This is a genomic window from Caldicellulosiruptor diazotrophicus, assembly GCF_017347585.1.
Classification (GTDB): Bacteria; Bacillota; Thermoanaerobacteria; order Caldicellulosiruptorales; family Caldicellulosiruptoraceae; genus Caldicellulosiruptor; species Caldicellulosiruptor diazotrophicus.
The window spans coordinates 1,408,391-1,422,070 of the sequence record NZ_AP024480.1 but is presented as its reverse complement, the minus strand read 5'-3'; the positions used below and the strand labels follow the sequence as shown (position 1 = coordinate 1,422,070).

Below are 13,680 nucleotides of genomic sequence, written 5' to 3'. Positions count from 1 at the left end.
TGTCAAAAAAAATAAGCTGCCCCAGCTTAAAAGGCTGTTTTGGGCAGCATGCACACAACCTACTTTAAATCAAATCTTTCTTTTATAATCTGAACAGCTTTTTCCTCGTCTTTTTGGTCAATTAAATATGATATGTCAACCTCACTTGTTGTTACCATCTTAAGCTCAACACCTGCTTCAGCTAAAGTGGTGAAAAGTGATGCTGCAACGCCCGGAATGTCTTTCATTGCCTCACCGAAAATAGAAAGCTTGCTCAAGCCCGACACGATATCAATTCTCAGGTGAGGAATCTCTTTTTTAAACTTGCTGAGTGCTGATATTGCCTTTGGTACATTTTCTTCATCAAGGCTAAATGATAGGTTTATGTTTCCTTTATAAGGTGCTGTTTGGCTTATCATATCAATATTTATTCCATGGTTTGCTACTTCATTAAAAATTGAGGCTATTAAATCAATTTTATTAGGGACATTGTCAAGGGTTATCATAGCAACGTTCTGGGTGACATTTAAATTTGTCACAGGCTTCAAATTTAAAACACCTCACATTGAATTAATCAAATCTTTCATATTATATATACCCGCGCCTTTGCCTTGAATAAACATTGCAGCCTTAATTGCTCCATTTGCAAAAATTTCTTTTGAAAGTGCAGTGTGCTTTATCTCAATAATCTCATCAGGGCCAGCAAAAATGACACTGTGCTCACCCACAATTGTTCCACCGCGCACAGATGATATTCCTATCTCGTTTTGCTGTCTTTTCTTTCTCCTTGTATGCCTGTCATAGATATACTCATATGAATTATTTGCAACCTCGTTTATTGCATCAGCAAGCATCAGAGCTGTGCCCGAAGGTGAATCTATTTTTTGGTTGTGATGTTTTTCAATGATTTCAATATCAAATGAAGGACCAAGAGCTTTAAAAGCCTTTTGGATGAGCTCTGCAACGAGATTCACTCCCAAAGACATATTAGCAGACCAGAAAATAGGAATTTGCTTTGAATATTTCAAAATTTTAGTTTTCTGGTCAGATGTAAATCCTGTCGTTGCTATTACAACTGGTTTGTTTTTTTGTTTTGCAAACTCAAGTATTTTCATTGTTGCTTCAGGAAGAGAAAAGTCAATTATAACATCAAAGTTTTCAACCACTTCCTCGGGACTTTGGTATACAGGATAGTCAAAGTTTTTGTCTGTATTTAAGTCAACTCCTGCAACAATCTTGATATTGTCATAGTTTTTAGCAACCTTGCTCACAACCTGACCCATTTTACCATTGCAGCCATTAAGTAAGATGCTAATCATTTGTGTCTCACATCCAATCCTTGTTATTATTTTATTCTCATTCTTTTATCGAAATGCCATAGTCAATAAGTGCTTTTTTGAGTATTTCTCTGCTCTTTTCTGTCATAGTGGTAAGTGGCAATCTCGGCTTTCCAACTTTAAATCCCATCATGTTCATAGCTTCTTTTACAGGAATTGGGTTTACTTCAATAAAGAGTGCTTTGATTATAGGAAGAAGCTTTAGCTGAAGTTGTCTTGCTTTTTCAATTTCACCGTTTAAAAAATATTCTACAATATCATGTGTCTCATCAGGCAGAATATTTGCAAGCACTGAAATAACACCAATTCCACCAACAGAGAGAATAGGTACTATCTGGTCATCATTTCCAGAATAGATATCAATTTCGGGACAGAGCATAGCAATTTCGGCAACCTGTGTGATGTTGCCACTTGCTTCTTTTATCGCTTTTATATTTGGCAGTTTTGCAAGTTCTTTCATGGTTTCAGGCAAAACATTTAGCCCTGTCCTTGATGGTACATTGTAAACAATAATAGGAATTGATACAGCATCATTTATTCTTTGAAAGTGCTCAATTAATCCTTTTTGAGTTGTTTTGTTGTAGTATGGTGTTACATGCAAAAGACCATCTGCACCAAGTTCCTGTGCTTTTTTGGAAAGATAAACGGCATGTTTTGTGTGATTGCTACCAACACCAGCAATAACAGGTTTTTTGCCAGCAACCCTATCAATTACAAATCTGATTACTTCTAAATGTTCATCATCTGGCATTGTTGAAGGCTCTCCAGTTGTACCACATACAATGATTGCATCTGTCTTGTGCTCTAAGTGAAAGTCAACAAGCCTTCCAAGAGTTTCAAAGTCTACATTCTCTTCATCCTTAAAAGGTGTTATTAAAGCAACACCTGAACCTTTAAAAAGAGACATAGCAAATAAACCCTCCCCATTTATTCAAACTTTAAAGTTTAGCCACTTTTCAATTAGCTAAAGAAATATTCTATTACTTTTTCAGCAATCTGGACAGCGTTTGTTGCTGCTCCTTTTCTTATATTGTCAGCAACAACCCACAGATTTACTCCACTTTCAACAGATTCATCTCTTCTAATTCTTCCAACATAAACTTCATCTTTTCCGGAAACATAGATTGGCATAGGATATAAAAGATTTGCAGGGTCATCCTGAACAACTACACCTTTTGCACTTTTGAGAGTTTCTTTTAACTCTTCTAAATCAAACTGCTTTTCGAACTCTACATTTATTGATTCGCTGTGACCGTTGAAAACAGGCACTCTCACAGTTGTTGCAGTAATCTTTATTGAGTCATCATGTAAAATCTTTCTTGTCTCGTTTATCATCTTCATCTCTTCTTTTGTATATCCATTTTCTAAAAAAACATCAATATGGGGAATAACATTTCCTGCAATTGGGTATGGGAACTTCTTTGGCGGAGCACCTTTTAATCCTTCTTCTAAATCCAAATATCCTTGATATCCTGCACCTGAAACTGCCTGGTATGTTGAGTACACAATCCTTTTTATTTTGTACTTGTCATGCAAAGGTTTTAAAACAACAACCGCCTGGATGGTTGAACAGTTAGGGTTTGCAATAATTCCCTTGTGCCATTTAATATCTTCAGGGTTGACCTCCGGTACAACAAGAGGAACATCCTTTTCCATACGCCATGCACTTGAGTTGTCAATTACAATACACCCTTTTGATGCTGCAATTGGAGCAAAGTGAAGAGATGTTGAAGCACCAGCAGAGAACAGAGCAATGTCAATCCCCCTGTCGAATGAGTCTTCTTTTAACTCTTCAACTATGTATTCTCTTCCCATAAACTCAACTTTTGTCCCTGCTGACCTGCTTGATGCAAAAAGGAAATATTCTTCAACAGGCAGATTTCTCTCTTCCAAGACCTTTAAAAATGTTCTTCCAACCATGCCTGTTGCGCCAACTATTGCCATTCTAATTTTCTTTGCCACTTTATTGTAAACCTCCTCTTCAAAAATTAAAGATATGTTATTCTGTTTGTGCAAACTAAAAAAAGCTGGTTTTAGAGCCAGCTTCTGTTAATATATTGTACATTAGCCATACAATATATTAACAGATAGCGCTCCACCAATTTTTCAATTGGTGACAGTTGCATGGATATTCTCCATGCACCCAGGGAAGTTTCCAAGAAGAAAGAAACTCCCTTCGGCGTCTTTTCCTTTCAGCAGGTTTCATCTGTGTCTTCTTTCACATCCACCTGCCTACTCTTAAAAGACGCGCCTCTATCTATTAATATATTATGAGCTATTCACTTGTGGTGTTTATTTAATAATACCATTAAGATTCTTTGTATGTCAAATTTTTTTGAAAGACTAAGAGGTTTTTTTCATGTGATATAATTTAAATATCGAAAAGTAAAAGAACAAAAAGAAAATGGAGGATGAATGATTTGGAAAAAATTAGAGAAAGATTTGCTAACTTTCAGAAAGCACTTTTGAGATTGAAAGAAGCGGTGTCGGAAAGAAGCGATAATCCTCTTTTGTATGACGGTGCTATTCAAAGATTTGAATTTACCTATGAGCTTGCCTGGAAATTATTGAAGGCGTATTTGGAATATCAAGGCATAGTAAGTATTTCTTCGCCTAGAGCAGTTTTCAAAGAAGCATTTTCAGTGGGCTTGATTGAAAATCAAGAAAAATGGCTAAGGATGATTGAAGATAGGAACTTGACGGTCCACACCTATGATGAATGTGTTGCCAAAATAATATTTGAGAGAATAAAAAGTGACTACTTACCTTTGTTTGAGGAACTTGAGAAAAAAATTGAGGAGTTGATTAAATGAAATTTGGGATTGAAGATGTCATATTTGAGAAAATTATGGAGCTCATCAGGAGTGAAAGGACAATAAAAAAGGCTATATTATTTGGTTCAAGAGCAAGAGGTGATTATAAAATAAATTCGGATATTGACATTGCAATAGTGGTAGATGGTGAAACAACAGCTGGTTTTAAATTAGATTTGGATGAAGCTGCAGGGCTTTATAAGGTTGACTTAGTTGAACTTGAGAAATTAGAAAACGAAACATTCAAAAATAAAATCTTAAAAGAAGGAATTGTAATATTTGAAAGGAGAGTTTAAGTCAAATGTTTAAAGTAGGGATTGGATATGATGTTCACAGATTTGTCGAGGGAAGAAAACTTATATTGGGCGGGGTTGAAATACCGTTTGAAAAGGGACTTCTGGGCCATTCAGATGCAGATGTTCTGGTCCATGCTATAATTGATGCTATTCTTGGTGCTATGGGGGAAAATGATATTGGAAGGCTTTTCCCAGACACTAACCCTAAGTATAAAGACATTTCAAGCTTGGTTCTTTTAAAAGAAGTGGCAAGGCTTTTGGAAGAAAAGAATATGAAAATAGTGAACATCGATTCAACAGTAGTTAGCCAAAGGCCCAAGATTTCTCCTTATACTAATGAGATGAAAAATAAAATTGCAGATTGCCTCAAGATTGAAAGTACGCAGGTAAATATAAAAGGAAAAACAACTGAAGGATTGGGATTTGAAGGAAGAGAAGAAGGAATTTCAGCATATGCAGTGGTTTTGATTTGCGAATAAATGTTTGATAAAATGAAGTACAAGAGATATAATTAAGTATAAGAATAACTTTTGGATGTGATAAGATGTTAGACCTTTACAGATTGTCTGTACAGATAAATGAAAAGAAAGAGGTTTTAGCAAAGCATGAGGAAGAATTAAAATCAAATGTTGAAGATGTGTTTGCGTTTTTAAATTCGGTAGATAGAAAGAAAATTCAAAATGTTCTCTCAAAAATTCCTAGCAAGGACGAGAAAAATGAGATTTTATTCTGCCTTCCATACTATAGCAATTACAATGAATTTTTGAAATCTCACAAATGCCATTTGAATACTGACTATGAGGTTTTTGCAGTAGATGGCAGTAATACAGAAATAGATAGGCATATTCTAACACCTTATTATGTGTTGAACATTGCCTGTGTCTCTATTGCCTATGGAGAAAAAGAAAGTAGATTTTGGTACAAAACTTTTCCCTACATTTATCTTGACCAAGAATTGTATTCTGACAAAGACGATGTTACTTTTAAAAATTCATCTGAGATATCACAAGAACGCCAACAGAAAGAGTTTGAAACAATTTTAGAGTATATAGAAAAGAGTACTCAAACAGATAAGCTTATGATAGTACTTTACGATGGGAATCTCATTGACTGGTCACAAGACAGGCAAGGCATGCGTTTTGGCAGAAAAGCAAATGCTATTCTTGAAAGGATATTCATCCTGGCAGAACAAAAGAAAATTGCCGTGTGCGGTTTTATTTCTGTTCCCAAAAATTCAATTATTTCTAATATTTACAGAATACATATGTGTGAAAAAACAAGGATAAATTGTAGAGAGTGTCCAAAGGAGCAAAAAAGAGAGTGTGAAAAAATAGGTAGAATAAAGGATGTCGTTTTATTTTCCGACCTTAAGGAAGGAGAGTATTCAAACATCTTTTACACATTAGGTAGAGCTTTTGATGAGTTTGAAAAGACCGATATAGGCTTTGTTTATTTGAACACAGGTTACGAGATAGCACGAATTGAGTTTCCGTTGTATATAGCAAACGATAAAAACTGGTTTGAGAGTTGCTTGGGTGCTATTTACCATCAGTGCCAGCTGGGGTTTGGCTATCCCATATCTTTAACACATGCTCATGAATTTTCTGTAATATCAAAAGACGACAAGGATTCGATAGAAAGCATACTGCAAAGTTTTGAAGATAATCTTGTGCACTTCTCTGCTAAAAAGAACAACAAGGTAAAAAGGATAATATAAGAAGGAGTAGTTTTGTGATGATAGTAGGTGAAATAATAGATATCTCTTTTACACATCTTATCTGTGAAGCAAAGGATTTGAATAACATACCTACACCCGGGAGGTTTATAAAATTTAATTTAGATGATTACACAGTGGTGGGATGTGTTACAAGATATGATATTGGTAGTATATCCGAGGGAGGATATCCAAGAGCTCTATGGAAATCCCAAGAGGAGATAAGAAAACAGTACCCACAGATTGACCAAATTTTGAAAGGATATTTTAAATGTGTAGTTTTGGGATACATAGTAGATGGCAAATTTGTTGGATGTCTTCCTGACAAAAGTATAAGACTTCATAGTTTGGTTGAACTTGCAACCCAAAAAGAAATTCTTCTTGCTACTCAAAATAGTCTTTTTCTAAATTCTGTACTAAAGGCAAAAGATGTAGATATTATTGAAGTTATTCCATGGATGCTTTTTTTTGCATATCTTGCAAGAGGAAAGGACTATTATTATATAGAACAGATGGGAAAGAGCTTGAATGCTTATCTTAAATATGACCTCAATCTTCTTGAACCTATAATTGAGAGGTTAGAGAATCTGATTATGACTGTACAAGAAGGGTGATTGAGATATGCCAAGTAATATGTATGAAGAGAACAGAATTGGCAAAATCATAGGTGGTTCCTATTCAGAAGGTCTTGCGATAAAAGTCGAGGATGATTCTGTGGTGGAAAATACAAGGATTGGAGCAATTCTTGTTAGCCAAACAGAAAAAAGGAAGTACTATTGTATGCTTACCGACATGGTGATAGAGGGTATGAACAAGCAAGCTTTGTCAGAACTTCCGCGAGGGAACTCAAGCCTACTATTGAACAGAATTACAAGGGGAACTTCGATTTATACTGTGTTTAAGGCACAACCAGTTCTTTCTTACGACCTTGAGGAAAAGAGAAATCAGCCTATAAGAAACATACCTGTTCACGCTTCAAGTGTAAGAAAAGCTACTTATGATGATATTTCAGACGTGTTTGGGAGTTTTGAAAAAAATCCAAAACGTTATTTTCCTGTTGGCAATGTTCTTGACATGGACGAAAACTCTACAGTATGCATAGACATGGAGAGATTTATTGAACGAAGCAGTGGTATTTACGGCAGAACTGGTACAGGAAAATCATTTTTTGCAAGGTTGTTGATGGCAGGGATAATCCTTTGTGATAAGGCATCGCTTTTAATTTTTGATGCTCACTCAGACCATGGACCTGATAGCGTTGATGAGGAAAACCGACATGTTAGAGGACTTAAAAGTCTTTTTGGAAGTAAAGTTCAGATAATGACAGTTGAAAATTCCACGTCAATGGCGGGTGTTTTACCAATTGAGATTGATGTAAGGGATGTTGAGATTGAGGATATTTTATCAATTGCAGAAGAGCTAAACCTCAATGAGACAGCTGCCCAGGTTATGATTGCACTGAAAAATAAATTGGAGACAGAGAACAAACACTGGCTTGAGGAGATACTCATAAATGGTGAGGACTTAGCAGAGAGGTTTAAAGACAGCGAAACAGTAGTCAACAGAAGTTCGCTTTTGGCACTTATCAGAAAACTTTCTGTGTTAAAAGAATTACCATACCTTAGATATGATAGACGACCTGGTACAAACTCAATTGATATTATTTTAAACTATCTTCAAAAAGGTATAAGTGTTGATATAACATTTGGCAAAAGTGATAAATTACTTAATTACCTCTTTGTTACAAACGTACTATCAAGACGTATTTACCAAAGATATATGGAGATGTACGAAAGGTATATCTCAAACAGACAAAAATATTCGCCGCCAAGGCCACTTGTGATTGCTATCGAAGAAGCCCACAGATTTTTATCGCCCGAGGTCGCAAAGCAAACAATATTTGGAACAATAGCAAGAGAGATGAGAAAAGCAAAGGTAAGCCTTATGTGTATAGACCAAAGACCATCACAGATAGATGGTGAGATTGCATCACAAATTGGAACAAGAGTTATTTTATCTCTTTCTGATGAAGCTGACATTACAAGTGCACTTGCTGGTATGAAAAATAGCAAACAATTAAGATCAATTATAGAATCACTTGATTCAAAACAGCAGGCTTTACTAATAGGTCATGCAGTTCCTATGCCAATTGCAATAAAGACAAGAGGGTATGATAATAGCTTTTATGATTTTATTTCAATTTATGCCCCCAGAGATGAGGTAGACGAAAAGTATAAAAAAACGGTAGAGGCATCTAAGAAGTGGCTTGATGAGATGGACTATTAAAAATTTTTCATAAGAGGGAGAATAAGATGGCAATTAGAGGAGTTCATACAGCTGACCTACATTTTGGAGTGACAACTTATAGCCGTGAAACTCCAGACGGACTTGGTTCACGAGTACATGATTTTTTCAAAACATTTGACAGAATACTGCAGTTTGTGCGGGAAAATAGCATTGATCTTTTACTTATAACTGGTGATATTTTTAAAGACAGAGAACCAAACTCTACACTGAGGAATATGTTTTACAAGAGGATTGTGGATATCTCAAAAGAAGGTGTTTTGGTCATAATAATTCCAGGGAATCATGATATGCATCCATTTGAGACAAAAGACCATTCTATAAAGGTCTTTGAAATATTCGACCAACCAAACATTGTTGTAATGGACAAACCTTTTGAAGTCAAAGAATTTGAAATAAAAGATGAAAAGCTCCGTATTGTGGCTGTGCCATACCTTTATCTGGAAAGGTTTGTGGATGAGACATTTCCTCAAAACACAGAAGAGCTTGATTTGGTAACAGCGAACTTTTTTAATAGAAAACTTGGCCATATTTTAGACTCTTTAGAAGACAATATTCCAACAATCCTTGCAGGGCATTTTACTGTAATAGAGGCACAGATTGGCAGTGAGAGGTCAATTATGCTTGGCAAAGATATAAAAGTGCCTCTTTCTTGCCTTTTAAACCCAAAGTTAAAGTTTGTTGCGCTGGGTCACATTCACAAACCTCAAATTTTGTATGCGGCAAACCCTACTGTGTTGTATTGTGGTTCTCCTGATAGAATAGATTTTTCTGAAGCAAACGACAGCAAGGGATTTGTTGTGTTTGAAATAGATAAAGATAGCTTCAGGTTTGAGTTTCAACCTGTTAAGGTAAGACCTTTTTGCCAGTTAGAAGTTGATGTGTTTGAAAACGAGATAGAAAATCTTACTAAAAAGCTACTTGACACAATAGAAGAGAAAATAAAAATGTTTGAGCAAAATACTTTAAGTAGTATACAGGTTTCAGTTGTAAAACTTATAATAAAAACTCAGAGTTTGATAAAAGAAAAAATTGACATTGGGCTTATTGAAAGGTTTTTGAGAGACAGATGTTTTGTTTTAGCGCCTATTGAAGTTGAAGTAGTTGATTCAAAGAAAGATTTTAGAATTGCTGAGGTTGACGAGAAGTCAGATCCTGTTTATGCCTTTGAAAAATTTTTATCAGCAAATAAAAAATACACTGGTATAGAAAATAAAGATAAAGTTATATCAGAATTCAAAAAGCTTTTGTATGAAGTGCAGGAAAATGAAAGTAAATAAAGAGGTGGGATGAAATTTGAGACCTCTTTTTTTGAGGATCGAAAATTTTAAATCATACAAGAATACTCAGAACGAGATTGATTTTAGCAATATAAAAGTTGCTTGTATCATAGGTAAAAATGGCAATGGGAAATCTTCTATTGCTGAGGCAATTGCCTGGGCGCTTTTTGGCGAGTTTGAAAGACTTCAGACGGGAAAACGTGGAAAAGTTGCAGAAACAGAGTACATAAACTCACATAGGGATTACATGCAGGTTGAATTTGAATTCGAATTGAATAAGACCATATATAAAGTTGTGAGAAGACTTGATAGGAAAGGAAAAAAGTATCTTTCACTCTTTGTTAGGAAAGGAGACAGTCTCATTCCTATAAATGAAGCAACTTACACGCAGACTCAAGTAAAGCTTCAGAATATTTTAGGAATAGATTTTAATGTCTTTTTACATTCAGCATATCTTTCTCAAAAGCGAACAGAAGATTTTTTGCTGTCTTCACCAGAGGACAGGCGTGAAGTTCTTGCAAAGATACTGAACCTAAGTATATATGACAGGATAAACGAACTTGCAAAAGAAAAACGAAAAGAAGTAAAGGCTTTGCTGGATATAAAAAACAAGGAAATAGAGGAAGAAAATAAGATTTTGTCAGAGGAAGAGTCTATAAAATCTTTGGTAGCTGATTTGGAGAAGAGAAGAACAGAAATAGAAGCTGAATTAAACTGTTTGAGAAATAGACTAAATGCCCTTATTTCGCAGAGATCTGAAATAGAACAAAAACTTGGTTTATTGAGTCAGAAAAAGAATGAAATGATAGAACTTCAGAGAAAAGCTGAGGAGATAAGGTATAAGGTTGAAGTTTCTAAAAAAGAGCTTTTGAAGATTGAAGAAAAGTTAAAGGATGAAGAAAAGATAACTGCTATGGTTAAAGATTACGAGATGATAAAAGAAAAGGTTGAGCTATTGAGGAAGGATTATGAAATGTATCTTGAGCTCAAAAATAAAATTGTACTGTGTGAAAGGGATATAAAAAACAAAATAGATCAGAAAAAGATATTTGAAAAGAATATTGAAGAGAGTAATTTCCAGCTGAATAAAGAAACTTCTGAGATTTCAAAGTATGAGGAAGAGATAAAAAAAGTGGAGGTAGAAATTTCGAAGGTCGAAAATGAGCTGGAAAAAGTAAAACAGTATAAACAGGAACAAGATAAAAAAAGAGAGGAAATTGTAAAATATGAAAAATTGTTAGAAGTAGTGGAGAACAAATTAAAAGATCTTGCTTCAAGTTACAGACTCATAGAGGCAAATCAGGGAAGGTGTCCAGTATGCTTGCGCCAAATTAATGGCGAGGAAGAAAAAGAGCATATAAAAAATGAAATTGCAACCCAAGGAAAAGAATTTAAACTAAGAAGAGACAGTTTGACCCAAAAACTTGAAATTCTGAGAAGAGAGTTTTCTGAGCTTGAAGAAAAGATAAAAAATGAAGAAGTTCTAAGGACAAGAGAAAAAAAGCTTCATGGAATGTTTGAAAACCTGAAGGCTAAGGTTGGTCAAAAAACACAAAACATTGCTAATCTACAAAATTCAATAACTCAGCTAATCCAAAGTATAAAGCTTTGTGAGGAGGAAATAGCAAGGTTAAAAGATACGATGACAAACCTAAAAAGAGAAATTTCCATTTTGAACTTTGACGAGAATTACTACACCCAGCTTTTGCAGAAAGAAAAAGAACTTGAAATATATCAGAGACTCTTTAGCGATCTTACTGTAAACAAGGTGAAAGCTGAGAATTTAAAAAAGGAGATTTTTGAGTACCAAGAACAGGAAAAAGAGATTTTGAAAAAGGTTGAGGATTTAAAGCAGGAGATAGCAAATTTATCTACTTTTGCACATGCTTTGATGCTTGAAAAGGTAAAGTCAGATATTCTGAGCTGTGAAAATAAAATAAAAAATCTTCAAGAAAATCTTAATTCTGTTTTAAAAGAATTGGGAATCCTTGAGCAGAAGCTAAATCAGATTGAAGAGGCAAAAAAGAATTTATTGAAGCTTGAAAGTGAAATAGAAGAGATGAAAAGAAAGATTGAAATATATGACATAATAATTGATATCACCGGACCAGATGGAATAAAAAACGAGATAATTGCAAATACTTTGCCACAAATAAAAGATGAAGCAAATGGACTTTTAAAAATTCTGACAAACGGTGCATTTTCAATAGATTTTAAAACTCAAAGAGAAACAGCATCTGGCAAAACAATAGAAACACTTCAAATAGAAATTTCTGATGTAAATGGTACAAGAAACTATGAACTTTTTTCAGGTGGCGAACTTTTTAGAATAAATTTTGCGATCAGAATTGCTCTTTCAAAGGTACTGCTTAAAAGATCAGGCGCTTCCATCAGAATGCTAATTTTGGACGAAGGATTTGGATCTCAAGATGAAGAGGGAAAAGACCACATTGTTGAGTGCCTGAATAGAATTAAAAACCAGTTTGACACTATACTTGTAATAACCCACATTGAGGACTTAATGGATGCATTTGACCAACGAATTATTGTTAAAAAAGATATAGAAGGGTCTAAAATTTTTGTTGTATAATATTAAAGTATTTTTTGAGAGAAAATTAAATGTTGAATAAGGAGGTAAACTTTGATGGCAAAGAATAGGTTTCCTGGACTTGGTGGTGGTTTTAATATAAATCAGCTTCAAAAACAGGCAAAAAAGATGCAAGAGGAAATAGAAAAGTTACAAGAGGAATTAAATCAAAGGGAAATTGAGGTTAGTAGCGGCGGTGGCGCTGTTAAGGTTGTTATTAATGGGAAAAAAGAGATAAAAAGTATCCAAATATTACCAGAAGTTATTGACCCGGAAGATGTGGAAACTTTGCAGGATTTGATAGTTGCATGTGTAAATGAAGCTATAAGAAAAGTTGATAAGATGGTTGAAGAAGAAATGCAAAAAGTTGCGGGATTTGGTATTCCAGGCCTTTTTTAGAACGAGGTTGAGAGGAAGATGCAGCAAAAGGAAAATATTATATCAAAACTTATCCAGCAGCTTGAAAAACTTCCGGGAATTGGGCAGAAAACTGCCCAGAGGCTTGCATTTCATATCATTAATATGAAAACTGAAGATGTCAAAGCACTTGCTGATGCTATTTTAAGTGCTAAAATCAGCACAAAACTTTGCAAGGTGTGCTGTAACTTTACAGAAGATGAAGTATGTCCAATATGTAAAGACGAGAAAAGAGATAGAAGTATTATATGTGTTGTTGAAGAGCCGCAGGATGTTGCAGCGCTTGAACGAGTGAAGGAATATAAAGGACTATATCATGTACTTCACGGTGCGATATCCCCGCTTAAAGGTAAATACCCTGAACAGCTTACGATTGATGTTTTAATTAAGAGACTTTCTGACCCACAAGTCAAGGAGGTTATAATTGCTACAAATCCAGACGTTGATGGTGAAGCAACTGCCTCATACTTAGCAAGGCTAATAAAACCAATGGGTATCAAGGTTACAAGAATTGCCAGAGGAATTCCAGTTGGTGGTGACATTGAGTACGCCGATGAGGTTACAATTCTCAAAGCAATAGAAGGAAGAAGAGAAATTTAGTAGTATATTAAATAAAATATTGGCGCATAATATGTAATAAAGAAGTTTTATGATTGAGGGTAAATGTTAGTTTAAGATGAAAATGGATATTTTAAATGTTGTTACAAACCAATTTGCAAATAAACTTAGCAAAGAAGTAGATGACCAAAAAAGAAATGACTATGAATCGTTACTTAATTATGTAAAAGGGTTACTTGCCTCAGCAAACACTATTTTTAATTTTGCTTCTGACCAAGATCTTATAGAAATAGCCATCTATCAACAAATTCTTGCTGAAAAATGGTTAAACTACCTGTATAAAGTTCTCAAGCAGAACCCTCATTAAAAAAGAGGGTTCTTTTTATTTTTGGTTT

15 protein-coding genes and 1 riboswitch are annotated in these 13,680 nt (G+C 34.7%); of the genes, 11 read left to right on the top strand and 4 right to left on the bottom strand.

The annotated features are described in order from the left end of the window. Positions 1-59 precede the first annotated feature (59 nt). From CaldiYA01_RS06875 to CaldiYA01_RS06860, 4 genes are read right to left on the bottom strand one after another with little or no spacing between them, the layout of a single operon-like run. On the bottom strand, positions 60-527 hold the full coding sequence (locus CaldiYA01_RS06875) for an ACT domain-containing protein (protein WP_013432426.1): 468 nt from the start codon (positions 525-527) through the stop codon (positions 60-62). A 12-nt stretch (positions 528-539) separates the two neighbouring features. Then, positions 540-1,298 carry a 4-hydroxy-tetrahydrodipicolinate reductase gene (gene dapB / locus CaldiYA01_RS06870; RefSeq protein WP_207178167.1) on the bottom strand — a complete coding sequence of 253 codons (759 nt, stop codon included), beginning with the start codon at positions 1,296-1,298 and terminating at the stop codon, positions 540-542. A gap of 37 nt (positions 1,299-1,335) precedes the next feature. Continuing rightward, on the bottom strand, positions 1,336-2,223 hold the full coding sequence (gene dapA, locus CaldiYA01_RS06865) for a 4-hydroxy-tetrahydrodipicolinate synthase (RefSeq protein ID WP_207178165.1): 888 nt from the start codon (positions 2,221-2,223) through the stop codon (positions 1,336-1,338). A gap of 53 nt (positions 2,224-2,276) precedes the next feature. Continuing rightward, positions 2,277-3,260: an aspartate-semialdehyde dehydrogenase gene (locus tag CaldiYA01_RS06860; protein ID WP_307729600.1), complete on the bottom strand. Its 984-nt coding sequence runs from the start codon at positions 3,258-3,260 to the stop codon at positions 2,277-2,279. Positions 3,261-3,396: 136 nt separating this feature from the next. After that, positions 3,397-3,580: riboswitch (Lysine riboswitch) on the bottom strand. A 156-nt stretch (positions 3,581-3,736) separates the two neighbouring features. Between CaldiYA01_RS06860 and CaldiYA01_RS06855 the strand changes: the two genes are divergently transcribed. The 11 genes from CaldiYA01_RS06855 to CaldiYA01_RS06805 all read left to right on the top strand — a co-directional run bounded on the left by CaldiYA01_RS06855 (position 3,737) and on the right by CaldiYA01_RS06805 (position 13,652). Then, the gene (locus tag CaldiYA01_RS06855) at positions 3,737-4,129 is read left to right on the top strand and encodes a nucleotidyltransferase substrate binding protein (RefSeq protein ID WP_207178161.1); all 393 of its coding nucleotides are present in this window, start codon (positions 3,737-3,739) and stop codon (positions 4,127-4,129) included. Next, complete coding sequence (locus CaldiYA01_RS06850; RefSeq protein ID WP_045165812.1) at positions 4,126-4,425, top strand: nucleotidyltransferase family protein; 300 nt, start codon at positions 4,126-4,128, stop codon at positions 4,423-4,425. The genes CaldiYA01_RS06855 and CaldiYA01_RS06850 overlap by 4 nt, the downstream gene beginning before the upstream one ends. A 5-nt stretch (positions 4,426-4,430) precedes the next feature. Continuing rightward, positions 4,431-4,904, top strand: a complete 474-nt coding sequence (gene ispF / locus CaldiYA01_RS06845) for a 2-C-methyl-D-erythritol 2,4-cyclodiphosphate synthase (protein WP_207178159.1) — start codon at positions 4,431-4,433, stop codon at positions 4,902-4,904. Between the two features lie 65 nt (positions 4,905-4,969). Next, positions 4,970-6,142, top strand: a complete 1,173-nt coding sequence (locus tag CaldiYA01_RS06840; protein WP_207178157.1) for a DNA double-strand break repair nuclease NurA — start codon at positions 4,970-4,972, stop codon at positions 6,140-6,142. A 17-nt stretch (positions 6,143-6,159) separates the two neighbouring features. Continuing rightward, positions 6,160-6,753 (top strand): hypothetical protein, encoded by a 594-nt coding sequence (locus CaldiYA01_RS06835; protein ID WP_207178155.1) that lies wholly within the window; start codon positions 6,160-6,162, stop codon positions 6,751-6,753. Positions 6,754-6,760: 7 nt separating this feature from the next. Further along, positions 6,761-8,425, top strand: coding sequence for an ATP-binding protein (locus tag CaldiYA01_RS06830; RefSeq protein WP_207178153.1), 1,665 nt, complete (start codon positions 6,761-6,763; stop codon positions 8,423-8,425). A gap of 26 nt (positions 8,426-8,451) precedes the next feature. Further along, on the top strand, positions 8,452-9,723 hold the full coding sequence (locus CaldiYA01_RS06825) for a metallophosphoesterase family protein (protein ID WP_207178150.1): 1,272 nt from the start codon (positions 8,452-8,454) through the stop codon (positions 9,721-9,723). A gap of 16 nt (positions 9,724-9,739) precedes the next feature. Further along, a complete protein-coding gene (locus tag CaldiYA01_RS06820; RefSeq protein WP_207178148.1) occupies positions 9,740-12,313 on the top strand; it encodes an AAA family ATPase in 2,574 nt (857 codons plus the stop codon). 54 nt (positions 12,314-12,367) lie between these two features. After that, positions 12,368-12,709 (top strand): YbaB/EbfC family nucleoid-associated protein, encoded by a 342-nt coding sequence (locus tag CaldiYA01_RS06815; RefSeq protein WP_207178146.1) that lies wholly within the window; start codon positions 12,368-12,370, stop codon positions 12,707-12,709. Between the two features lie 18 nt (positions 12,710-12,727). Continuing rightward, positions 12,728-13,327 carry a recombination mediator RecR gene (recR, locus tag CaldiYA01_RS06810; RefSeq protein WP_207178144.1) on the top strand — a complete coding sequence of 200 codons (600 nt, stop codon included), beginning with the start codon at positions 12,728-12,730 and terminating at the stop codon, positions 13,325-13,327. Positions 13,328-13,403: 76 nt separating this feature from the next. Next, positions 13,404-13,652 carry a hypothetical protein gene (locus CaldiYA01_RS06805; RefSeq protein WP_207178142.1) on the top strand — a complete coding sequence of 83 codons (249 nt, stop codon included), beginning with the start codon at positions 13,404-13,406 and terminating at the stop codon, positions 13,650-13,652. Positions 13,653-13,680 lie beyond the last annotated feature (28 nt).